The organism is Neolewinella marina (assembly GCF_002631205.1).
Taxonomy (GTDB): domain Bacteria; phylum Bacteroidota; class Bacteroidia; order Chitinophagales; family Saprospiraceae; genus Neolewinella; species Neolewinella marina.
Genome location: NZ_PDLO01000002.1, coordinates 21,756 through 43,883 on the forward strand (window position 1 = coordinate 21,756; position 22,128 = coordinate 43,883).

The 22,128-nt window shown below is 63.2% G+C and carries 17 protein-coding genes; 4 read left to right on the forward strand and 13 right to left on the reverse strand.

The features are described 5' to 3' along the window. Positions 1-41 precede the first annotated feature (41 nt). Positions 42-485: a hypothetical protein gene (locus CGL56_RS05655; RefSeq protein ID WP_099105563.1), complete on the reverse strand. Its 444-nt coding sequence runs from the start codon at positions 483-485 to the stop codon at positions 42-44. 119 nt (positions 486-604) lie between these two features. On the opposite strand from CGL56_RS05655, the gene CGL56_RS05660 reads away from it, so the two are divergent. Beyond that, positions 605-1,672 carry a branched-chain amino acid aminotransferase gene (locus CGL56_RS05660; protein WP_099105564.1) on the forward strand — a complete coding sequence of 356 codons (1,068 nt, stop codon included), beginning with the start codon at positions 605-607 and terminating at the stop codon, positions 1,670-1,672. Between the two features lie 89 nt (positions 1,673-1,761). Here the strand turns inward: CGL56_RS05660 and CGL56_RS05665 are convergent, their stop codons facing one another. The 3 genes from CGL56_RS05665 to CGL56_RS05675 all read right to left on the reverse strand — a co-directional run bounded on the left by CGL56_RS05665 (position 1,762) and on the right by CGL56_RS05675 (position 7,209). After that, the gene (locus tag CGL56_RS05665) at positions 1,762-2,796 is read right to left on the reverse strand and encodes an FAD:protein FMN transferase (RefSeq protein ID WP_099105565.1); all 1,035 of its coding nucleotides are present in this window, start codon (positions 2,794-2,796) and stop codon (positions 1,762-1,764) included. Between the two features lie 95 nt (positions 2,797-2,891). Further along, positions 2,892-3,938, reverse strand: a complete 1,047-nt coding sequence (locus tag CGL56_RS05670) for a glycoside hydrolase family 43 protein (protein ID WP_209280337.1) — start codon at positions 3,936-3,938, stop codon at positions 2,892-2,894. A 142-nt stretch (positions 3,939-4,080) separates the two neighbouring features. Then, a complete protein-coding gene (locus CGL56_RS05675; RefSeq protein ID WP_099105567.1) occupies positions 4,081-7,209 on the reverse strand; it encodes a PD40 domain-containing protein in 3,129 nt (1,042 codons plus the stop codon). Between the two features lie 247 nt (positions 7,210-7,456). Between CGL56_RS05675 and CGL56_RS05680 the strand changes: the two genes are divergently transcribed. Next, positions 7,457-9,256 carry a glycoside hydrolase family 15 protein gene (locus CGL56_RS05680; RefSeq protein WP_099105568.1) on the forward strand — a complete coding sequence of 600 codons (1,800 nt, stop codon included), beginning with the start codon at positions 7,457-7,459 and terminating at the stop codon, positions 9,254-9,256. A 191-nt stretch (positions 9,257-9,447) separates the two neighbouring features. Here the strand turns inward: CGL56_RS05680 and CGL56_RS05685 are convergent, their stop codons facing one another. The 5 genes from CGL56_RS05685 to CGL56_RS05705 form a co-directional block, all read right to left on the reverse strand. Next, positions 9,448-11,280: an ABC transporter ATP-binding protein gene (locus tag CGL56_RS05685; protein WP_099105569.1), complete on the reverse strand. Its 1,833-nt coding sequence runs from the start codon at positions 11,278-11,280 to the stop codon at positions 9,448-9,450. A 45-nt stretch (positions 11,281-11,325) separates the two neighbouring features. After that, complete coding sequence (locus tag CGL56_RS05690) at positions 11,326-11,973, reverse strand: carboxypeptidase-like regulatory domain-containing protein (protein ID WP_099105570.1); 648 nt, start codon at positions 11,971-11,973, stop codon at positions 11,326-11,328. A 77-nt stretch (positions 11,974-12,050) separates the two neighbouring features. Further along, a complete protein-coding gene (lon, locus tag CGL56_RS05695; protein ID WP_099105571.1) occupies positions 12,051-14,468 on the reverse strand; it encodes an endopeptidase La in 2,418 nt (805 codons plus the stop codon). Positions 14,469-14,551: 83 nt separating this feature from the next. Beyond that, positions 14,552-15,622 carry a hypothetical protein gene (locus CGL56_RS05700; protein ID WP_099105572.1) on the reverse strand — a complete coding sequence of 357 codons (1,071 nt, stop codon included), beginning with the start codon at positions 15,620-15,622 and terminating at the stop codon, positions 14,552-14,554. Next, complete coding sequence (locus CGL56_RS05705) at positions 15,612-16,724, reverse strand: glycosyltransferase family 4 protein (RefSeq protein ID WP_099105573.1); 1,113 nt, start codon at positions 16,722-16,724, stop codon at positions 15,612-15,614. Before CGL56_RS05705 ends, CGL56_RS05700 begins: the two co-directional genes overlap by 11 nt. A 237-nt stretch (positions 16,725-16,961) precedes the next feature. Between CGL56_RS05705 and CGL56_RS05710 the strand changes: the two genes are divergently transcribed. After that, complete coding sequence (locus CGL56_RS05710; RefSeq protein ID WP_099105574.1) at positions 16,962-17,711, forward strand: SpoIIAA family protein; 750 nt, start codon at positions 16,962-16,964, stop codon at positions 17,709-17,711. Here CGL56_RS05710 and CGL56_RS05715 read toward each other — a convergent pair. Continuing rightward, positions 17,708-19,024, reverse strand: coding sequence for an NAD(P)/FAD-dependent oxidoreductase (locus tag CGL56_RS05715; RefSeq protein ID WP_099105575.1), 1,317 nt, complete (start codon positions 19,022-19,024; stop codon positions 17,708-17,710). The two genes, CGL56_RS05710 and CGL56_RS05715, sit on opposite strands and share 4 nt — an antisense overlap. Before the next feature lie 158 nt (positions 19,025-19,182). Here CGL56_RS05715 and CGL56_RS05720 point away from each other — a divergent pair, with 158 nt between their 5' ends. Further along, complete coding sequence (locus CGL56_RS05720; RefSeq protein WP_099105576.1) at positions 19,183-20,598, forward strand: Gfo/Idh/MocA family protein; 1,416 nt, start codon at positions 19,183-19,185, stop codon at positions 20,596-20,598. A gap of 17 nt (positions 20,599-20,615) precedes the next feature. On the opposite strand, the gene aat is transcribed toward CGL56_RS05720, so the two are convergent. The 3 genes from aat to CGL56_RS05735 are packed head-to-tail and all read right to left on the reverse strand — an operon-like array spanning position 20,616 to position 22,102. Continuing rightward, positions 20,616-21,302, reverse strand: a complete 687-nt coding sequence (gene aat, locus CGL56_RS05725; protein ID WP_099105577.1) for a leucyl/phenylalanyl-tRNA--protein transferase — start codon at positions 21,300-21,302, stop codon at positions 20,616-20,618. Between the two features lie 4 nt (positions 21,303-21,306). Continuing rightward, a complete protein-coding gene (locus tag CGL56_RS05730) occupies positions 21,307-21,603 on the reverse strand; it encodes an ATP-dependent Clp protease adaptor ClpS (RefSeq protein ID WP_099105578.1) in 297 nt (98 codons plus the stop codon). Between the two features lie 28 nt (positions 21,604-21,631). Next, positions 21,632-22,102 (reverse strand): redoxin domain-containing protein, encoded by a 471-nt coding sequence (locus CGL56_RS05735; protein WP_099105579.1) that lies wholly within the window; start codon positions 22,100-22,102, stop codon positions 21,632-21,634. Positions 22,103-22,128: the final 26 nt, after the last annotated feature.

Genomic DNA, 22,128 nt, shown 5'->3' on the forward strand with positions numbered 1-22,128 from the left:
CCCCCGATTCACTCTACGGTTCCGGCTTTTGGGCGGATGGGTTACTGTTTTCTCGTGAAGCCCTGCTTTACCGCGTTCCACAACGCCCCCGCCGCCCGGCTGTCGCCGGCTTCCTTGGTCTGCTCGATGAATTCGAGGCTGTCGGCCAGCAGGTAACGGACGCCGCCTAGCTGAAGGGGGAAGTAATTGGCCACTTCGAAGTGGAGCCCCAGTCGGCCGGGATCGTAGCCGAAGAGGATCACCTTCGTGACGGCCAGTTCGCGGACCAGCCCGGCCAGGTCCAGTGGTTGATCCAGGGGCCATTCCAGCAGGTGGAGTTCGGTGCCCGGGTCCCGGTAGCCGGCCGCGGCCAGGATGCGCTGCAGGAAGGCGCGGCGCGAGAGTTCACCGTAGTAGACCACCAGGAGGGGCAGGTCGCGGGCGGGCGAGAGCCTGGCCAGGGCGTCGGAACGCTCCGGCTGTCCGATCAGATTAAAGGGTAGCATGGGCCAAAGGTAGCCCTTTTGGTCAGCCGGTTGTCCTGGTCGGGGTGAGGGCGGATGGTACATCCAAAAGTAGACCGTACATTTCTGCTTGTCTTACCTTTACACCAAATAGTGCCCCAATGACCACCACTACCAGTTCCATCCGGGTCGAGCGCGTTCAGCAGTCGCGCCTGGATACCGTAAACTTCAATGACCTTCCCTTCGGGAAGATCTTCAGCGATCACATGTTCGTCAGCGACTACCGTGACGGCGAGTGGACCGACGACCGCATCATTCCCTTCGGCCACTTTACCATGCACCCCGCCAGCATGGTGCTCCACTACGGCCAGGCCGTATTCGAGGGCATGAAGGCCAGCCTCCACGAGGACGGCACCCCCCTGCTGCTGCGTCCCGACGAGCACGCCAAGCGCATCAACGCCAGTGCCCGCCGCATGATGATGGCCGAGTTCCCCGAGGACCGCTTCGTCGAAGCCATCAGCCAGCTGGTGGCCCTGGACAAGGACTGGATCCCACCCACCGAGGGCAGTGCCCTGTACCTCCGCCCCTATATGTACGCCACCGATGAGTTCATCGGCGTGCGGCCCAGTGAATCCTACCGTTTCTGTGTATTCACTGCCCCCGTAGGCCCCTACTACGCCAAGCCGGTACGACTGGTGGTGGAGCAGGAGTACGTCCGCGCCGTCCCCGGCGGCACCGGAGAGGCCAAGGCCGCCGGCAACTACGCCGGTTCCCTGCTGCCCGCCCACCTGGCCCAGCAGCGCGGTTTCGATCAGGTCGTCTGGATGGGTGGCCCCAACCGCAAGCAGATCCAGGAGGTAGGCACCATGAACATCTTCTTCGTCATCGACGGAGAGGTGATCACCCCTGCCACCGACGGAGCGATCCTGAAGGGCATCACCCGCAAGATGTTTATCCAGATTCTCAAGGACCGGGGCATCCCCGTTACCGAGCGGGTGATCGAGATCGACGAAGTGGTCGCCGCTTCCGAGGCCGGCACCCTGCAGGAAATGTTTGGCGCCGGTACGGCCGCCGTGGTCAGCCACGTTTCCGAACTGCAGTACAAGGATAAGCTCATGACCCTGCCCCCCGTCGAGGGCCGCAAGATCGGGCCCATGCTGAAGCGCTACATCGACGGACTGCGCGCCGGCAAGGTCGAAGACCCCCACGGCTGGATCGTACGGGTGTAAAACCCCGCCCCGCTACATGCAGAAGGCACGCCGACTTTGGTCAGGCGTGCCTTCTGCTTTTCGGGGGGTATTGTTCTGGAATTGCTCTCCTAGCCTTCCTCTAACTTTTCCCGCAGTCCGGCCGTGGCCCGGATCTCCAATGAGTCGTTCGTGCCTCGCACCAGGAAATACCCGTCCATTTCCGGATGCTGCTCGATCAGTTGAAGGGCGCGATCGGGGCCCAGCACCATACAGGCCGTGGCGTAGGCGTCGGCCGTGGCGCAATCGTCGGCCAGGATACTGGCGCTGAGCAGGCGGTTGCGTTCCACGTATCCGGTGCGGGGGTTGATGGTGTGACTGTAGGTTTCCCCGTCCACCTTGTAGTAATTCAGGTAGTTACCGCTGGTAGCGATGGCCCGGCCATTCTCCAGGGGCAGGGTTCCGGCGGCGGCCACCTGGCGGGCATCCTCTTCGGGCAGCCGGATGGCCACCGTCCAAGGGCGGCCGTTCTTGGTCCCCCCGGCCCGCATTTCTCCGCCGATGTCGATGAGGTGATTGGGCCGCCCCAGCTCCGTGAGCAGCTCACTGATGAGGTCGACGCCGTAGCCCTTCGCGCTGGCATTCAGGTCCAGGGCTACCCCGGGCAGTTCCTTGTGGAGGAACCCGCTGTCGTAGCGGATCAGTTCAAAGCCTACCAGCTTGCGGATGGCGTTCAGTTCGGCGGTATCGACCACGGTAGTCTTCCGCTTGTCGGCCGTCCCGAACCCCCAGTACGTGACCAGGGGGGCTACCGTGGGGTCGTAGGCACCTTCGGTGGCCCGGACCACCTCCGCCGCCAGTTCGAGGTTGGGAACGAAGTGGTGGGTGCCGGCGAGCGTCACCCCAGTGTCGCTGCGGTTGAAGCGGGTAATCGTGCTCTCCTCTTCCCAGGGTGAAAGTTCCAGATTGTAGGCTTCCAGCAGGCTGTCGACGCTCTCCTGCAGCCCGCCGACGCGGTCGCCCAGGTAGGTGATCCGGTAATAACTGCCCATGGCTTCCCCACTGATCCGGTTCGCCGGCAGGTAGTCGTTCGGGTCGCGGTTATCGCAGGCGACAAGCAGCACGAGGAGGAGCAGGAGGGCGGGTACGCGGGTGCAAGGTTTCATAGAATCCAGCGGGATAATTTGGCATATGCAACCAGTGCCGGCGCGGCATAGTTCCCGGCCGTGGCAAATGTTGCTGGCAGATTTGGGGAGGGTCGTCACTGCTCCTGCGACAGCGGGCGGGCCTCCACTCCGGTGAAGGTCATCTGCACCGGACGGATGGTGCCGTCCTCGTTGAAGTACATCCGGTCGATGCAGGTGACACGGTGATCGCGGTCTTCGTTGGGAATGGGCCGGCGGTGGTACACCATGTACCAGTCGTCGGTCTCCGGTACGCGGATCACGCTGTTGTGCCCCGCCCCGGTAGCGATGGTGGTATCCGCCTCCAGGATAGTGCCCTGCCGGGGGAAGGGCCCCAGGGGAGAATCCGCCATCCCGTAGGCGACCTTGTAGGTGGCATTCGTCCATCCCCCTTCCGACCACATGAGGTAGTAGATGCCGTTTCGCCGGAAGAGGAAGGGGCCTTCGACGTAGTTCTCCGGCGTGATGTCGTGGAAGAGCTGTCCGTCGTCCCAGGGCAGAAAGCCGGTGAAGTCCTCGTTCAGCCGGCCCACGTTGCAGTGCCCCCAGCCGCCGTAGTAGAAGTAATGGGCACCATCTTCACCACGGTAGACAAACTGGTCAATGGGCTGGGCGTCGTGGTAGAAGGTGTCGAGCAGGGGCCCGCCCACGTGGTCGCGGTAGGGGCCGGCGGGGTGGTCCGCTACGGCCACGCCGATGCCGCCGTGGTGGTTGATGTCGTTGTCGGGGTCCCAGCCCGGCCGGCTCGGCCGCTGCACATCATTACCAGCGAAGAAAAGGTAGTAGCGGCCGTCCTTCTCGATGGCCGCGGGTGCCCACATGGCCTGCCGGACCCAGGGTACTATGGAGGTATCCAGAATCCGGTCGTGCCTGGTCCAGTTGACCAGGTCGGGAGAGGAAAAGGCGTCTAGGTGGAGCTGCTGGTCGTAGTCCGCTGAATAGGTCGGGAAGATCCAGTACTCATCACCGAAGATCACCGCTTCGGGGTCGGCGTACCAGCCCGGGAAAATAGGGTTACCGGAGGTGGCTGGTCCGGAAGGGTCGGATGCCGGTACGGTGCCCGGTTGACAGCCGGTAGTGAGCAATAAGAAGCAGCAGAAGGGAAGCAGGAGGTGCCGGAACAAAGGGGAAGGGGTTGGTGGCTTCAGCAAGATACACCAGCCCGGAAATCCTGCCGTCAGCGATCCGTCCCTACCCCAAATGACAAGCCGCCGGCTCCCCTGGGGAAGCCGGCGGCTTGTTTGGCCATCCGCTGGATCGGGCATCTTACCAGCCCGGCAGGAGGTTCACGCCGAAGTTCCAGCTGCCGCCCTGGATCAGCGGGCGGGCCAGGTAGGGTTCGACGACGATCTGTCCGAAGACGTTGACCCGCGTACTCACCCCGGCGGTGAAGATGGGCTGCACCCCGGGCCGCACCACGAAGGGCTCGCCGGTGGCGGGGTTGACGATGATCTCCCCGTCCTTGTCCAGGGTATACTGCGGACCGCTGAACTGGCTGAACTCGGTGAAGGCCAGTCCACCGTCGATGAACAGGTTCAGGTCGCTGAACAGGAACTTCGACTTAATGAGGGCCAGCTGCTCGGGGCCGGTGAAGGGGATGCGGAGTTCCAGGTTGGTGATCAGCAGCTTGCTGCCGATCAGCTCGTTGATGTTCCGGCCGGCGGCGTCCAGGGCGCTCACCGCCTTGTTGGCGCTGAGGCCGCGCATGTACCAGGGGCTGCCCACGTAGAGGGGGAAGAGGTCATTACCCCCCTGACCGTAGCGACCGTAGTGGAGGCTGCGGAAGGCCAGGGCACCCTTGCCGAACCAGAGGTAGCGGCGGTAGTCGGCGTTCACCGCGGTGAAGTTGAACTCCCCGAGGTACTGGTCGGCCCCCAGGCGGAAGCGGTGGCCACGGATCGGGGCGGTTAGGCCGAAGTCGGCATTGTCGCCCACCAGGGCCAGACCGCCGTTCACCAGACTGAAGCTTTCACTCTCCAGATCGCGGCGACGCTCGGGCTGTACGGGGGCATTGATGGGAAAGCCGGTCACGGGGTTGAAGTAGCGTGCGTATTCGTCCACCCGGTTGTTGTAGTGGCTGGCGCTTACACTGCCCTCCAGCCGCAGGTTGGTATTGAACGGCAGGGAGGCAAAGGCCCCCACCTGGTTCTGGTACAGGCGGCTGATGATGTAGGGGGCGTTGATGAGGTTGACGTATTGGTCTTCACTCACCTGCAGGGAATCCATGAAGGGGGCGATGGTCCCGAAATTCCGGTACGGGATGCGGCTCAGGCTGAAGCCGTAGTTGAGCCGCGTCTTGCGGTTCACCCAGGCTACGCTGCCGCCGAAGTCGGAGATCTCGCCGTTCATGCTCAAAGAGGTGAACAGCTGGTTGTTGCCGAGGATGTCGCTGAAGAGCAACTGCACGCCGCCGGCCAGTCCGGAGGTGGTGCCGAATACCTGGTTGGCACCCACTCCCGCTCCGGCGCCGCCGCTGGCGTAGTCGAGCTTGAACTTGGGCTTGTACTCCTGGCGGGTGATGTCGGACAGCGCGATCACGTCCTCCTTGTCCATGTTGGTCAGCAGCTCGTCCACGATCAGGGCGGCGCGGCGGTTGAGCCGCGGCAGGGTGGCCGGGGTCAGGTCGACGGAGTCCTTGCTCACGGGCTTGGCCTCCATGTTCTTGACCATGGTGCCGTAAAGCTTGTAGCCGTTCTGGTTGAAGTAGGTGTAGATCAGCCGGTTGTTGCTGCGGTCGATGCTCATGGCCGGCGCGTAGTGGGTGATGCCCGATACGCCGGTGAGCAGGTCGGTCATCTGCTCCACGCCATCCGTAGCCGGATCGTAGCGGTAGATGTTGCGGAAGCCGTCGCGGTTGCTCAGGAAGTACAGCTTGCCGTCGGCTCCCTCTACGGGGTTCAGGTTATCGGCGCCGGGGAAGACCTTGATCTCGCGGCTCTCGCGGGAAGCCACGTCCAGGGCGGCCAGGTTGAAGCGCAGGGCCCCGTGGGGGCGCTCCTTCAGCTGCATGCCACGGGCGTCGGTGCTGAAGTAGATCGTCTGGCCGTCGGCCGACCAGCTGGGGTGAATCTCGCTGTAGATGTCGTTGGTCAGCTGAGTGGCCCGGCCGCTGCGCACGTTGATGGCGAAGAGGTCGGTCTGACCTTCCACCAGTCCGGATACCACAATGGATTCCCCGTCGGGCGACCAGCTCGGGAAGGTGAAGGCAGGCAGGTCCTCCACGCGGATCTCCCGCTCAGCCTTGCCGCTTTCCACGTCGGCGATGACCAGGATATTCTGTCCCTTGCTCACGGCCACGTAGGCGAACTGCTTGCTGTCGGGGCTCCAGGTACCGCTGTTCTCAATGTAGCTGATCTCGTCGACGTGGCTCTTCAGGGAGGAGGTGCGAATCTTGCGGATCTTCTCTCCGGTGCGGGCGTCGGCCAGGAAGAGGTCGATGCTGAACAGGTCCTGCTCCGAGAGGTAGATCATGTACTTGCCGTTCGGGCTGATCTCGGGCGAGACGTTGATGCGGCCGCCGTTGTTGCCGGGGCCCACCAGTTCCTTGCCCACGAAGCGGTCGGTCTTGGCGTCGCCGATCTGCTCGGCGTAGGTCTTGCGCAGGGCGTCTTCCCAGAGCTTGCTGAAGTCGTCGAATTCGTAGCCCAGCACCAGTTCGGTGGCCCGCTCCAGTCCCCACTTGGCGGTGGCCCGGAAGTAGGGGTTGATCACGTCATCGCCGTGCAGGCCGGTGACGAACGACCAGAAGGCCTGGCCGTAGCGGTAGGGAAAGTAGCGGCCGCGGCTCAGGTCCTTCAGGCTGGGCACGTCGTCGTTCAGCACGGCGTCGCGCATCCACATGGCAGTGAAGGGGTCCACGGAGCCGATGCTGAGGTATTCGGCTAGTCCCTCCACCATCCACAGGGGCAGCTTCTGCAGGTCGCGCAGGCTGGTGCTGTCGCCCCGGATCACCATATCGTACTGGAAGGCGTGGACCAGCTCGTGGCCCAGTACGTGGTGGGTCTGGGCGTTGGTATGGGCCACGGGCAGGATGACGCGGTTCTTGAAGGCTTCGGTGACCCCGCCGGTGCCCGACCCGATGGGGCCGCTGATGGCGTTGGTCTGCTGGAAGTCCGCGTGGTTCGCGTAGATGATCATCGGGTTCCTGAAGTCGATGGTATCCTTCAGCACCAGCTGGTGCACCCGGTACCACTCCTCACTGTCGTTGAGGAAGTTCTTCAGCCACTCTTCGTTGTCGATGTAGGTATAGAGCTCGAAGTTGGGCGACTGGTAGACGTCGTACTCGAAGTTTTCGTAGTTCGGTTTATTCTGGCCGAAGGAGTTGAATCCCTGGCCCGTCAGGGCGGGCGGCAGCGACAGTAGCGCGGCGAGCAGGCTGAGGTATATGGTTTTCATCGGATGGACTGGTCTTAAGGGAATACTTTCACTGTATGGACACCCGCTAGACGCGCCTCCCCCCAAGCCGCGCTTGTCGTACACACTTAACAAAACGTTATTTTCCGTAGTTCGGGCGGCGGCGCGCCGGTGCCGGGGTCCGGCGGAGGAGGCCGGCCGCCGGGGGCTTTCCTCCTGGAATTCCGGCACCCGCGCTCCGGCGCCCCGATTTCTAAACCCCCCGGGGAATTCGCCGTTGAAGCAGTCAATGAGCTCCTCCCCCTTTACCTACCCGGACCGCTACCTCCCCATCGCCGAGCACGGCATCATCGGCAACCTCCACACCACGGCCCTGGTGAGCGTGACGGGCAGCATCGACTTCATGTGCCTGCCGCGTTTCGACTCGCCTACGGTATTCGGCCGCATCCTGGACGCCGACAAGGGGGGCTTCTTCGCCTTTGAATGCGTGACCGAGGGCGTACAGAACAAACAACTTTACCTGCCGGGCACCAATATCCTGATCACCCGCTTCCTGGGCGAAGACGGAATCGCCGAGCTTACCGACTTCATGCCCATCGTGGAGGGGGAGCGGGACTTCGCGGTCTTCCGCCGCCTCAAGGGCGTCTACGGTCACCACCGCGTTCGGGTGAAGGTGGCCCCCCGCTACAACTACGGCAAGGCGGGCGTCATCGCCGAAAAGAACCCCGGCGGGCGCGGCTACCGACTGCGCGACCCGGAGGGGAAGCAACCCACGATGCTGCTGCTCTGCGACCTGGACCTGGAAATTACGGATGAGGGCCTGAGCGGCATCATCGACCTCCACCAGGACGACAACATCGACTTCATCCTGACCCTGGAGGAGGGCATCGACTTCGACCTGGACTGGATGAATTGCTTTAACGAGTGCCGCAGGTACTGGACGGACTGGTCGGCCAAATGCCACTACGACGGCGTATGGCGAGAAGCCGTGCTGCGGTCCGCCCTGGCGCTGAAGTTGCTGACCTCCGCCCGTTATGGCAGCACCATCGCGGCGGCCACCTTCGGGCTCCCGGAAAAGATGGGCGGCCCCCGGAACTGGGACTACCGCTACACCTGGATCCGCGATGCGGCCTTCACCATGTACGCCTTTCTGCGGCTGGGCTATACCCATGAGGCGGAGCAATTCATGGACTGGATCCGCGACAAGTGCATGCACCACCTGCAGCTGATGTACGCCGTGGACGGGGAGACAAATCTGGAGGAGGAGACGCTGGAACACCTGGAGGGCTACCACGGCAGCCGGCCGGTGCGGATCGGCAACGGGGCCTACAACCAGAAGCAGCTCGACATCTACGGCGAGCTCATCGATACCATCTACCTCTACAACAAGGCCGGCGGCAGCATCACCCACGCCTTCTGGCAGTCGATCGTGGTACTGGTGGAGTACGTGGTAGAGCACTGGCACGACAAGGACCACGGCATCTGGGAAGTCCGCAGCGGCAAGCAGCGCTTCCTCCACTCAGCCGTCTGCTGCTGGGTAGCCATCGACCGCGCCATGAAGATCGCCGACGACCGCAGCCTGCCCTGCCCCTACGAGGAGTGGCGCAAGGTCCGCGACGATATCTACGCCGAGATCTACGACGGCTACTGGAACGAGGACCTCCAGGCCTACGTGCAGTACAAGGGCAGCGACGTGCTCGACGCCAGCGCCCTGCTGATGCCCCTGCTGCGCTTCGTGAGCAGCCAGGAACCCCGGTGGATCAGCACCTTCAACGCCATTGAGGAGAACCTATCGGCCGACGTACTGATCTTCCGCTACAAGCTCGAGCACGGGGCGGCGGACGGGCTGGAGGGCGACGAGGGGGCCTTTGCCATTTGCTCATTCTGGTACGTGGAATGCCTGGCGCGCATCGGACAGCTCGACAAGGCTACGGTCGTCTTCGAAAAGATGCTGGGCTACGCCAATCACCTGGGACTGCTCAGCGAGGAAATCGGACTGCACGGGGAGCAACTGGGGAATTTCCCGCAGGCCTTTTCCCACCTTAGTCTGATCTCTGCTGCTTTTCAGATTAATAAGAAGAAGCGGTAATCTAGTACGGCAGTATCGCAGTATAGTAGTACGGCAGTATGGTAGTCTTTCAGTAGGTAGTATTCCAGGGCAGTGCCTCTGTCATTCTATTGCCTGATCATAATGCACCCCAACTAAATGAAAAACAATTATCGCGCTGCCCTAAGGGTACCGTAGCTATATCGCACTGTTGGACTGACGTACTGTACACATTAGCGGTAGCCGGCGGCCTGCAGGTCGAAGAGCTCGGCGTAGCGTCCTCCGAGGGCGATGAGTTCTTCGTGGCTGCCTTCTTCTACCAGTCCGCCGTACTCGAGGAAGAGGATGTGGTCGGCCATGCGGACGGTGCTGAAGCGGTGGCTGATCAGGACGGCGGTCTTGCCCTGGATGAGGGCGGTGAAGCGCTGGAACACCTCATATTCGGCGCGGGCGTCGAGGGCGCTGGTGGGCTCATCGAGGATGAGCAACTGGGCGTCGCGCATGTAGGCACGGGCCAGGGCGATCTTCTGCCACTGTCCGCCACTGAGGTCGACGGAGTTGGCGAAGCGGCGGCCCAGCAGCTGGTTGTAACCATCGGGGAGGGATTCCACCACCTCTTCGGCGAGGGATTTGCGGGCGCTGTCGGTGATGCGGTCCTCGTTGTCGCTCTCCTCCACGCGGCCGACGACGATGTTTTCCCGGGCGGTCATCTGGTAGCGGAAGAAGTCCTGGAAGATGACGCCCACGTTATCCCGCAGCGAAGAGATCTCGTACTCCCGCAGGTCGCGGCCGTCGAGCAGGATGCGGCCTTCGGAGGGTTCGTACAGTCGGGCCAGCAGCTTCACCAGGGTGGTTTTACCGGCACCATTCTCCCCTACCAGGGCCACCTTTTCCCCGGCGGGCAGGCGGAAGGAAAGGTTGCGGATGGCGTAGTTCTCGCTGTTGGGGTACTTGAAGCTGACGTTCTGAAATTCCCAGCCCTCCCTGACGGTTTCCGGGAAGGGGATAGCCCCCTTGCGGTCGGCGATGTTGGGCCGGATGGCGAAGAAGTCGAAAAGGTCCTGGAGGTAAAGGGCATTCTCGCCGATGGTGGCAAAGCGGGAAAGGATGGTCTGTAGCCCGGTCTGCATGCGGCGGAAGGCTCCGGCCAGGAAGGTCAGCGACCCCACCGTGATGATGCCGTTGATGGTCTGGAAGATGATGAGCACGTAGGCGCCGTAGTAGGTAAGCGAACTCACGGCGCTGAAGAAAGCCCCCCACCCCGCCCGGCGGATGGCCAGCTTGCGGTTGACGTGGTAGTACTTCATCGACAGTTCCCGGAACCGCTCCGTGATGAAATCCGCCAGCCCGAAGATCTTCACCTCCTTGGCGGTGATGTCGCTGGCGCCGATGTAGCGCAGGTAGTCGAGTTCGCGGCGCTCGGGCGTCCAGCTGCGGGTGAGGCTGTACACCTGCTGGTTGAAGTAGTTCTCCTGCACGAAACTGGGGATGACGGCCACCACCAGCAGCAGGATCAGCCAGGGGTTGAAGGCGGCCACGCTGACGCCGAGCACGACCAGGGTAACCGTACTCTGGAACTGGGCCAGCAGCTGGGAGATCAGGGTGGACCGGCCGGTGGTTTGTCGGCGGGCGCGTTCCATCTTGTCGTAGAACTCCGAATCTTCGAAGTGGTAGAGGTCGAGGATGGCCGCGTGGCGCATCAGGTCGACGCTGGTCTGGTTGGTGTACAGGTCCCCCAGCAGGCTATCGACGAGGCTAATGCCGCGACTGAGCAGGTCGGAGGCCAGGGCCAGGACGAGCTCCAGGGCGATCATCTTCCACAGGAAGGTGGTACTGCCGGTGCCGTCGATGATGAGCAGCACTTCATCGATGATGAGTTTGCCGACGTAGAGGATCGCCGTAGGCAGGGCCGCTTGCAGCACCCGCAGGACGATGTTGGTCACCGTCAGCGAGGGGCTCGTTTTCCAGATCAGCCGGAAGAAGGGGGGAATGTTCCGGAGGGCCGTGAGCTGGTCACGCCAGGTCCTTTCCTCTGCAGTTCCGCCGCGGCTTTTTACTGGTGGCATGGCTAGCTAACAGCGGGCCGCGGGCAGAGGTTGCTGGGCGCCGGGCTAGTCGTCCTTGCGCTTGAAATCGCCCCGCTTCCAGCCGTCGAAGAACTGCTTCCAGGCGATGGGGCTGAAGATGTTCATGGGGGGCTTCTGGCCGATGTAGTAGGTCTGCCGGGCCTGCTGCCGCAGGTAGTAGCTGCTGTTCTCGGCGCCGGACCGGGGTACGGTTTCCTGCAGCCGTTCCAGCTTGTCGGCCGAGAGGTTCTCGGAGGCGCGGGTCTGGAGCTCGGGGGTGACGTCCATGGCCAGGAATTCCAGTTTGAAGTGCTCGCGGCTGGGCCAGGGGAAGACCACGGCCTCGGGCAGGTCGATGGCGTTGTAGGTCATGAGCTGCACCAGGCTGTACTTGTCGTCCTCCAGTTCCGGGTCGATGACGAACTCCACGTCGTCATAGCCCAGGGCACTGAACAGTATGGTATCCCCCTTGTGGGCCACGATGCTGAAGAACCCTTCCAGGTTGGCGTAGGTGCCGCGGCCGTCGTTCTTGATCAGTACGGTGGCGTAGGGCACGGGCTGCAACTGGCTGTTGGTCCCGTCGAGCACCATCCCCGAGAACTGTACCAGCGGCTCACCGTGTTGGTCGACCAACTGGGCGCGGGCCGCCGTCGAGAAGCCAAAACAGAGCAGGAGAAAGAACAGGTACTTCATAAGCGGGGGGAACGTGAGTCGCGATAAAGGACGCCCCGGTGGCGGCCGGGGTTGGGTGCCTCGCAGATGTTAACGAATTATTTATCGCGGGAGTTGTCGTCTTCGGCCGGCATCAGGGCCAGTTCCAGCACTTCCAGCATATTGTCTACGTAGCTGACTTCCAGCCCCTTCAGGTAGCGCTCCTCCACTTCGCGGACGTGGCGTTCGTTGGAGCGGCTCAGGATGACCTGCTTCATGCCGGCGCGGCGGGCGGCCAGCAGTTTCTCCTTGATGCCGCCGACGGGCAGGACGCGGCCCCGCAGGGTGATCTCGCCGGACATGGCCAAGTAGGGCCGGATGGGGCGGTTGGTGAAGGCGCTGGCCATGGCGGTGAGCATGGTGATGCCCGCGCTGGGACCGTCCTTGGGCGTGGCGCCCTCCGGAACGTGGAGGTGGAGGTCCTGCGACTTCAGCGCCTCCTGCTCGATGCCGATGGCCGCGGCGTTGGCCCGCAGGTAGGAACGGGCCGTGGTGGCGCTTTCCTTCATCACGGTACCCAGGTTGCCGGTCTGCTGCAGGCTGCCCTTGCCGGGGCTCAGGCTGGCTTCCACGAAGAGGATTTCGCCGCCCACCTGGGTCCAGGCCAGGCCGATGGCGATGCCGGGCTGGTTGCCCACGCGATAGGGCTCCCGCTCGAAGATCCGGGGCCCGAGTACGTCCTCCAGGCTGCCCTTGTCGATCTTGACCGTTTCCTCCCCTTCCATGGCTATGCCCTTGGCGGCGTGGCGCATCAGGCCGGCGATCTGCCGGTCCAGGGAGCGTACGCCGCTTTCGCGGGTGTAGCCGTCGATCACCTCCCGGAGGGTGGTGACGGGGATCTTCACCTGACGGGCCTTCAGGCCGTGGGCTTCCCGCTGCTTCGGTACTAGGTGGCGCTTGGCGATTTCCAGTTTCTCCTCGGTGGAGTAGCCGCTGAGGCGGATGATCTCCATCCGGTCGCGCAGGGCCGGCTGGATGGACTGCAGGCTGTTGGCCGTAGCGATGAAGAGCACCTTGCTCAGGTCCACGTCCAGGTCGAGGTAGTTGTCGTGGAAGGTCGAATTCTGCTCGGGGTCCAGCACCTCCAGCAGGGCCGAGGAGGGGTCGCCGCGGTGGCTCTGTCCGATCTTGTCGATCTCGTCCAGGATGAAGACGGGGTTCGCGCTGCCCACCTTGCGGAGCGACTGTACGATACGGCCCGGCATGGCGCCGATGTAGGTCTTGCGGTGGCCGCGGATCTCGCTTTCGTCGTGGAGGCCGCCGAGGCTGATGCGGACGAACTTGCGGCCGAGGGCGTGGGCGATGCTTTTGCCCAGGCTCGTCTTGCCGACCCCCGGAGGGCCCAGCAGCATCAGGATGGGGGCGGTCATGTCGCCCTTCAGTTTCAGCACGGCCAGGTGGCCCAGGATGCGGTCCTTGATCTTTTCCAGCCCGTAGTGGTCGTTGTCGAGCACCTGGGCGACCGACTTCAGGTCAAAGTTGTCTTCGGTGTATTCCTGCCAGGGCAGGTCGAGCAGCATTTCCAGGTAGGAAAGTTGCACGCTGAACTCGGCCACCTGAGGGTTCATCCTTTTGAGGCGCACCAGTTCGCGGTCGAAGGTCTGGGCCACTTCCTTGGGCCACTGCTTCTTTTCGGCGCGGGCCTCGAGTTCGCTGATTTGCTGGTCGTTGGGGTTTTCGCCCAGCTCGTCCTGGATGGCCTTGATCTGCTGGTTCAGGAAGTACTGCCGCTGCTGCTGCTCGATGTCGCCGCGGGTCTTGTTCTCGATCTGGTCGCGCAGTTCCAGGATGTGGAGCTCGCGCCGGAGTTCATTCAGCACGCCTTCGGCCTTTTTGGCCAGGTCGTTGGTCTCCAGCAACTGCTGCTTGGCCTTCATCTCGGCGTTGAGGTTGCTGGCGATGAAGTTCAGCAGCTGGCTGGGCCGGTTGATGTTGTCCAGCATCACCCGCGCTTCGGTGGGGATGTTGGGACTCAGCTCCACGGCCCGCACCGCCATGTCGCGGATGCTGTCGACGGTGGCCTGGAAGGTCATTTCCTCGGTCGGCTCCCCGTACTCCAGCGGCTCGATGGTGCCGGCCATGTAGGGGGTTTCCTGGGTGATGGAGGTGCGGCGCACCCGCTGCCCGCCCCGCAGCACGGCGGTGAGGCTGCCGTCGGGCATGCGCAGCATTTTTAGGATGCGGGCCAGGGTACCCACTTCGTAGAGGTCTTTCACCTCGGGTTCTTCCACATTGAGGTCGCGCTGGGCGAAGACCGCCACCAGCCGGTTGCTTTCCGCGGCCTTGTTCACGGCGTTGATGGAGCGGTCACGTCCGATGTTGATCGGCGTGACGATGGTGGGAAACAGGACGGCGTTCTTCAGGGCCAGAATGGGGATGGGGCTCGGGGTATCGCCGTCTACCAGCTCCTCGTCGCCGTCCTCCAATCCCAGGAAGGGCAGCATATCGGGATCCTCGTCAATTCCTCGCTTGTCCATTTGTATCGTAATCTTTGGTCGGGCCACGGTCGTTCTTTGCGCTATTTTGCAATGGGCAAAGGTAAGCAAGGAAACGGCGATACTTACCGGGGGCGGACCAGCAGTTCTTTCAGGATGGCCGACAGCGGCGGGCTGGCGAAGAGGTCATCCCACCCCTTGACCTCCTGTTCGCGGGCCGCTTCCAGCCATTCCCGCCAGGCAGCGGGGGGCAGGCCGGGGGGCACGATCCGGGTCAGCCCATGGCGCTGCAGCGCTTCCATCTTGCAGTGCTGTTCGTCGAAGGGACGGGGTTCGGGCAGGCTGAGGTAAGGCACCCGGGCGGCACCGATCTCGAACATGGTATTCGTGCCGCCGCTGCCCACTACCACGTCGGCCGCCCGCAGCCAGGGGAAGGTATCCGACTGTCGGCCGGCGGCGCGCAGGTTCCCGGGACCGGTCGCGGAATCCGGGTCCACCTCCCCCACCAGCAGGAACAGCCAGTCCGGTACGGCCGCGGCGATTTTCGCCCACTCGCTCGGCACCCGCGCGCCGCCGCCCCTGCCGTTGATGACGGTAGCGATGCGCGCGTCCGGCGGCAACCCCAGCAATTGCCGGCAGCTGAGGCGATCCTCCGTGCGGTGGTCGTAGCGACTGAAGGCCCCGAGGTAGGTTGTCTTGCCCCGGACCCAGGCGGGCGTATGGGCATCCTCCAGTTCCGCCGGAAAGGGGGCCAGGAGACGGTCCGCCAGACCGAAAGCCCCCCGGTGGGCCAGGTCATCCCGGTGGCCGTGCAGCCGCACCAGCGCTACCCTCACCCCGCAGAGGCGGACAAAGAGGGCTACCTCCACCGACAGGTCGACGATGAACCAGGCCGGGCGGTGTTCCGCGATCCAATTGGCGATTAGCGCCATGCGCCGGGAAACGTCGGGGACCTCCACGGGGGCGTAGTGCAGCACCTGGTCTTCGAGCAGGTCCCGGGCCGGATCCCGGTCGGGAGCCACGTCCGGCGGCAGGGTGTGTACGGTACCCCTCTCCCACCCCTTGAACCGCTCCGGGGCGGAGGTAAAGACGTGGACGGGTACCTCCGACGGGAGGGCCGCTGCCAGTACCCGGGTGCGGGTGGCGTGGCCCGAGCCATGGTGGTGAACGTAAAAGGCTACGGGATCAGGCGACACTGACGGACGGGCTTCGGTGGGCGGTAGTGGAATACAAACCGGGCACCAACTGGTGGTACAGCGCTTCGTAGCGGTCGATCATCTGGTCGAAGGTGAAGTGGTGGTCCACCCGCTGCCGGCAGTGGGCGCGGTTGAGGGCGGCTGCCTTGGGCAAGGCGTCCGCCAGGGCGGCAACGTCGCATTTGGGGACAATTATGCCGGAGCGCTCGTCGAGGATCTCCCGCGCCGCTCCACTGTCGAAGGCCGCTACCGGGGTACCGCAAGCCAGCAGCTCGGGCAGCACCAGTCCGAAGGGCTCCTCCCATACGGAGGTGAACAGGCCCACCGCGGCCCGGCCGGCTTCCCGGCAAACCTCGGCGTGGTTCAGGTGGCCGATGTATTCGACGTCGCCTCCCAGTTCCGGGGCGATGGTACGGTCGAAGTAGTCCTGATCGTAAATGGAACCCGCCAGCCGCAGGCGGAATCCCGCAAGCCGGGCTGCGCGAATGGCGTACTCCGGACCCTTCTCCGGGCAGATCCGGCCGAACCAGAAGGCCGTCCGCTCCGTAGCCGCCGGGGAAAAGGCCCAGCCGTCCACCGCGATGCCGTTGGGGATGACGGAGTATTGCTGCAGGTCGGGGGCCCACTCCCGCCCCAGGCTCTGGCTGACGGCCACGAAGTGGTTGCCGGCGTAGGGACTCGCGAGGATCACCCCGGCCCGCAGGGATTCGAAGGGCGGGCAGTGGAGGGTAGTCACCATGGGGCAGTGCAGGGTGTGCCCCAGGGCCAGCGGCAGGTAGTGCAGGCTGTTGTTGTGGACGAGGTCGAAGGGCTCCTGGCCGATCTTGCGCAGGACGGCGGAGTAGGCGTAGAACTTATTGATGAAGTCCCGCCCGAATACCGGCTCCTCCCGGAACCGCTTCGCATCGTCCAGCTGGTCGGTGGCCTGCAGCGGCGGTGCGATGGTGCGGAAGTTGGGATCGGAGTCGGGCAGGGCGAAAAGGGTCACCTCGTGCCCCCGGGCCATCAGCTGCTGGACCAGGGCGTGGGTGTGCATTTCCAGTCCTCCGTGGAAGGGTTCGGAGATGGGAAACTTGAGGTGAGCAATGACGGCAATTTTCATGGTTCTGGGGCTGTTCCGGGGATGAGGGGGCGGGGCAAAAGCTGGATTCCTCGACCGCCGGAAGTGCCGACATTTGAGAATTTCCTACAATTGTTGGTCTAACTGACGGAACTCACCAGAGGTTCCGAAATAAGCCGTTTGCTTTTCCACATCGACCGCAGGGGGCGGCTCGTCGATAAATTGGAAAGGTGGTAATCCTAAGCCCACTTACCGTAGTTTACCCAGAAAAGCAACGATATGGTTACCATCTTCCCCCTTTCCCAGGACAACATGCTCGGTTTCACCCTCGACGGCGAGGTGGACGAGGAAGGGATGCGCAAGTTGCTCATGGCGGTGGAGGCCAAGGTGCTTACCCACGGCCGGCTGCGGCTGCTCGGCAACATCAAGAACGTGAGCGGTTTCTCGAGCTACGAATCCTTCTGGAACACCATCAAGACCAAGAAGGAGCTGCTGGACAAGGTGGAGAAATACGCCATCCTGACCGATCACGGCTGGCTCTCTACCCTCAGTGAGGGCATCGACTGGCTGACCCCGCGCATGGAGGTGAAGACTTTTCGCCTGAAGGAGGGCGAGATTGCCCACCAGTGGTTGCAGCAGGACCGCGAGGAGGAGGATGTCCAGCGTCCGCCGGCCGTCAAGGAGGTAGACCTCGGCGATCCCCGCCTGCTGGGGCTGGCCATCGTGGGCAAGCTAACCCAGGCCGACTACGACCGGATCAACCTGCTGGTCGAGGAAAAGGTGAAGCACTACGGCCGGGCCCGCATCCTGCTGGAGATCGTCAGCACCGACGGCATCAACGCCCGCACGCTTTGGGAAGACCTGAAGACCAGTCTGAAGCTGTACAAGGACCTCGAGCGGGTCGCCATCATCGGCGACCAGTCGTGGCTCAAGACCAGCGTGAAACTCAGCGACCTGCTCACGCCCGGCCTGGACCTGGCGGCCTTCTCCACCGTAGAGCGCAAGCGGGCCATCGCCTGGCTGGACTAGGGCGTGCGCTCCGCCGGTACCTTCCGGGGCCGGATGATGAGCCGGAGGCTCTGGTTGTAGTTGATGTAGTTGTACACCCAGTTCAGGAAGACGAACACCTTGTTGCGCGACCCCAGGATGGCGAACAGGTGCACCACCAGCCACACCAGCCAGGCCATGACGCCGCCGAAGTGGAACTCCGGCTTGGGGATATCGACCACCGCCCGGCCGCGGCCGATGGTGGCCATGCTGCCCTTGTCGCGGTAGTGGAAGGGCTCCCACTCCTCCCCTCTCAGGTGACGGTAGCGGAAGTTGCGGGCGAGGTGCTCGCCCATCTGAATGGCCACCTGGGCCACCTGGGGGTGCCCCTTCGGGAACGCAGGTTCTTCCATATAGGCCACGTCGCCGATGGCGTAGATGTTTTCGGTGCCCTTTACCCGGTTAAAGCGGTCGACCGCCAGCCGATTGCCGTAGGTGATGCTTTCCGGGGGCAGTCCCTTCAGGGGTTCACCCCGGATGCCCGCAGCCCAGATCACCTTCTGGGAGACGATGGTACTACCGTCGTCCAGGGTCACCTGCTTGCCGTCGAATGACTCCACCCGGCTGTTCAGCAGCACCTTTACCCCCAGGTCCTCCAGGTACTTCAGGGCCTTTGCGCTGCTGTTGGCGCTCATCCCCTTCAGGATGACGTCACCCGACTGTACCAGGTAGATGTCGAACTCCGCTTCCACGTCGAGCTCCGGGTAGTCCTTTGGCAGGACGTGTTTTTTCATCTCGGCGAGGGAGCCGGCCAGCTCCACCCCGGTGGCCCCGCCGCCCACGATGACGATGTCGACCAGCTCCTGGCGGTCATCGTAGGAAGGCGTGGTCAGGGCGTCCTCGTAGTCGTCGAGGATGGAGTTGCGCAGGTAGAGGGCTTCGGACACCGACTTCATGGGCAGGGTACGCCGGGCCAGTTCCTCATTGCCGTAGTAGTTGGTATCCGCACCGGTGGCCACGATCAGGTGGTCGTAGTTGCAGTGCCCCAGCGGGGTTTGCAGTTGACGGGCTACCGGATCGACGTGGGTGACCTCGGCCATGCGAATGAAGATGTTCTCCCGCCCCTGGAACAACTTGCGGAAGGGGAAGACAATGCTGCTCGGCTCCAGCCCCGCCATGGCCACCTGGTAAAACAGGGGCTGGAACTGATGGTAGTTGTTGCGGTCGATCAGGACGACCTGGTAATTGGCCTTGACCAGTTTGCGGGCCATCTGCAGCCCACCGAAGCCGCCGCCGACGATGACGATGCGCTCGAGTTCGCTTTCCGGAATGTTGATTTTGGTAGTCGGATCCATATGCTCGGTGTAAGCCCGTGGCGGTACATAAGGTTCGCGGCGGAGCGCGGGTGCCGTGTTATACGCCGTGAGGGACTGTAATAAGACAAAAATTGGTGGTTGCCGGTAAATGGGGAAACTTCCCAATATGTATATTGGCCGTTATTAACCACCCGATCATGCCCAAAAAGACAATCCCGACGAATCGTCGGCAGTTTCTTCGCACGGCCGCTACTGCAGCCGCTGCCTTCACCATTGTACCCCGCCACGTCCTCGGAGGCAAGGGCTACAAAGCCCCCTCGGATACCGTCAACATCGGTGCCATCGGTGCCGGCGGCAAGGCCACCAGTACCCTCAAAAACCTTGCGAGCCAGAACATCGTCGCGCTTTGTGACGTCGACGACTCCCGCGCCGCCGAAACCCGCGCCGCCTATCCCAAGGCTTCCTACACCCGCGACTTCCGGGTGATGCTGGAGAAGTACGGCAAGGACCTCGACGCCGTGGTGGTGACCACCCCCGACCATACCCACGCCATTGCCGGCCTGGCCGCCATGAATCTCGACAAGCACGTCTACATCGAGAAACCCCTGGCGCGCACCATCGCCGAGGTGCGGATGCTCACCGAAATGGCCAAAAGCAAGCCCCACCTCGTCACCCAGATGGGCAACCAGGGTGCCAGCGGCGAGGGCATCCGCCGCACCCAGGAGCTTTACGAGGCCGGCCTGATCGGCGACGTGCATACCGTCTACGCCTGGACCAACCGCCCCATCTGGCCCCAGGGTGGCCGCGTGCCCCAGGGTACCGACCCCATCCCCGCCGATTTTGATTGGAACCTCTGGCTCGGACCGGCCGCCATGCGCCCCCACAACAACGCCTACCACCCCTTCGCCTGGCGGGGTTACTGGGACTTCGGCACCGGCGCCCTCGGCGATATGGGTTGCCACATCGTGGATACCCCCTTCTACATCCTTGACCTGGGTTACCCCGATAGCGCCGAGGCCAGCGTGGTGCAGGTCTTCAGCCAGAACTGGAACCCGGACTATACCCCCGAGACCTGCCCGCCGGCGGCGAAGATCCACGTGAAGTTCCCCGCCCGCGGCGAGAAGCCACCCGTGGAACTCATCTGGACCGACGGCGGAATCCTGCCCGGCCGCCCCGAAGAACTCGGCGTGGACGAGCAGATGGGCGACGGCGGCAGCGGCATCATCATGGTTGGCGACAAGGGCAAGCTGATGGCCAACACCTACGGCCAGAACCCCCGCCTGCTGCCCACCAGCCGCATGGAGGAAATCAACGTACCCGAGACCCTGCCCCGCGTGGAGACTTCTCACGAGATGGACTGGATCAACGGCATCAAGGAAGGTTACCAGCCCAGCAGCCACCTCGGCAAGGCCGGTCCTCTCACCGAAACCATCCTGATGGGCAATCTGGCCGTGCGCGGCTACGAGTACCGCTTCCCGAAGGCCGGCGGCAGCGCCGACGAATACGAGATCCGCGGACGTACGCGGCTGCTCTGGGACGGCGAGGAAATGCGCGTCACTAACGTCGACGAAATGAACCAGTTCGTAGGCCCCGGCGAGATGCGCAAGTTCTAGCCCCCCGGGTCACCAGGCTATAGCTGCCACTTCCCCCGCTCCGTGTCCTCGGCGTCTATTTCCGCCAGATGGTCGATGAATGCGGTGCGGGGGATGGCCCTGGCCCCCAGGCTTTTCAGGTGGCCGGTTTCCTGCTGGCAATCTACCAGGCGGTACCCCCTTTCCCTTAGACGCTTGACGAGGCTGATGAAGCCGAATTTGCTGGCGTTGGGCCGCTTGAAGTACATGCTTTCCCCGAAGAAGACCTTGCCGAGGGCCAGTCCGTACAGTCCCCCCACCAGTTCGTCGCCTTCGTAGACTTCCACGCTGTGGGCGATGCCCATGCGGTGCAGGCTCACGTAGCCTTCGATCAGGTCGTCGGTGATCCAGCTGCCGCGCTGTTCAGGGCGGTAGATCTTGCGACACTCCTCCATCACTTCGCGGAAGCGCTCGTCGTAGGTCACCCGGTACTTTTGCTGGTTGAAATAGGGCCGCATGCTCTTGCTCACCTTCAGCTCCTCCGGAAAGAGGACGAAGCGGGGATCGGGATGCCACCACAGGATGGGCTCCCCTTCGGCGAACCACGGAAAATAACCGAGGCGGTAGGCGCTGAAGAGGCGTTCGGGGCTCAGGTCACCGCCGAAGCAGGCGGGGCCTTCCCCGTTCGACCGCAACGGATCGGGGAACAACTCCGGGAACCGGGGGTCGAGGCGGTAGAAGGACATTAATTTAGCCTTTGCCCTCAATCACGGCGCTGAGGCCCCGGTCGCAGAGGGCTTCCTTTTTGGGCCGCAGTTCATTGAAGGCGGCTGATTTGACGGTGGCCCGCCCTTTCAGGTGGATCATCAGGGCCAGCTGTTCGGATTGTTCGGAGGAGTGGCCGAGGATCTCCACAAAACTCTGCATCACCCAATCGAAGGTGTTGTGATCGTCGTTGAACACGATCAGGTCGGCCGGCTCCCCGGTGCCGATGCTGATGTCTTCGTCTAACAGGACGTCTTCCTGGCCGGATGCATAAATACTCATAAGTTCAAGGCGCTAATTCTGGAAAAAACTACTGGAGGGCCGCCAAAGTTGCCCGGATAGCAGAATAATCGGGTTGCTTGCCGGCCGATTCCAGGACTTCCGCGTAACGGACGATTCCCTCCCCATCCAGCACAAAGGCCGCCCGTTTGCTGACGCCGTGCATATCAAAGGCGTAGGTGTCGTAGAGGCAGCCATACTGCCGGCTCACTTCTTTATTGAAGTCGCTGAGCAGGGGGAAGTTCAGCCCCTGGCCGGCTTTAAACTGCGCCAGGGTGTAGAGGCTGTCCACGCTGACGGCCGCCACCGCCGCGTCCAGCTTGCCGTAGTCCGGCAGGGCATCCCGCACGGTGCATAATTCCTGGGTGCAGACGCTGGAAAAGGCCAGCGGAAAGAACAGGAGCACGAGCGGGCTGCCGCTGTAGTCTTCCAGGCGGACCAGGCTGCGGGAGTCGGAGTACAGCTGGAAGGCGGGCGCTTTGTCGCCGATTTTCAGGGGCATGGGGTAAATTTCTGTGCGGTGGTAAA

Coding starts and splice junctions, on each gene's coding strand:
- CGL56_RS05655 (WP_099105563.1), bottom strand. CDS start 485: ATGCTACCCTTTAATCTGATCGGACAGCCGGAGCGTTCCGACGCCCTG.
- CGL56_RS05660 (WP_099105564.1), top strand. CDS start 605: ATGACCACCACTACCAGTTCCATCCGGGTCGAGCGCGTTCAGCAGTCG.
- CGL56_RS05665 (WP_099105565.1), bottom strand. CDS start 2,796: ATGAAACCTTGCACCCGCGTACCCGCCCTCCTGCTCCTCCTCGTGCTG.
- CGL56_RS05675 (WP_099105567.1), bottom strand. CDS start 7,209: ATGAAAACCATATACCTCAGCCTGCTCGCCGCGCTACTGTCGCTGCCG.
- CGL56_RS05680 (WP_099105568.1), top strand. CDS start 7,457: ATGAGCTCCTCCCCCTTTACCTACCCGGACCGCTACCTCCCCATCGCC.
- CGL56_RS05685 (WP_099105569.1), bottom strand. CDS start 11,280: ATGCCACCAGTAAAAAGCCGCGGCGGAACTGCAGAGGAAAGGACCTGG.
- CGL56_RS05690 (WP_099105570.1), bottom strand. CDS start 11,973: ATGAAGTACCTGTTCTTTCTCCTGCTCTGTTTTGGCTTCTCGACGGCG.
- lon (WP_099105571.1), bottom strand. CDS start 14,468: ATGGACAAGCGAGGAATTGACGAGGATCCCGATATGCTGCCCTTCCTG.
- CGL56_RS05705 (WP_099105573.1), bottom strand. CDS start 16,724: ATGAAAATTGCCGTCATTGCTCACCTCAAGTTTCCCATCTCCGAACCC.
- CGL56_RS05710 (WP_099105574.1), top strand. CDS start 16,962: ATGGTTACCATCTTCCCCCTTTCCCAGGACAACATGCTCGGTTTCACC.
- CGL56_RS05715 (WP_099105575.1), bottom strand. CDS start 19,024: ATGGATCCGACTACCAAAATCAACATTCCGGAAAGCGAACTCGAGCGC.
- CGL56_RS05720 (WP_099105576.1), top strand. CDS start 19,183: ATGCCCAAAAAGACAATCCCGACGAATCGTCGGCAGTTTCTTCGCACG.
- aat (WP_099105577.1), bottom strand. CDS start 21,302: ATGTCCTTCTACCGCCTCGACCCCCGGTTCCCGGAGTTGTTCCCCGAT.
- CGL56_RS05730 (WP_099105578.1), bottom strand. CDS start 21,603: ATGAGTATTTATGCATCCGGCCAGGAAGACGTCCTGTTAGACGAAGAC.
- CGL56_RS05735 (WP_099105579.1), bottom strand. CDS start 22,102: ATGCCCCTGAAAATCGGCGACAAAGCGCCCGCCTTCCAGCTGTACTCC.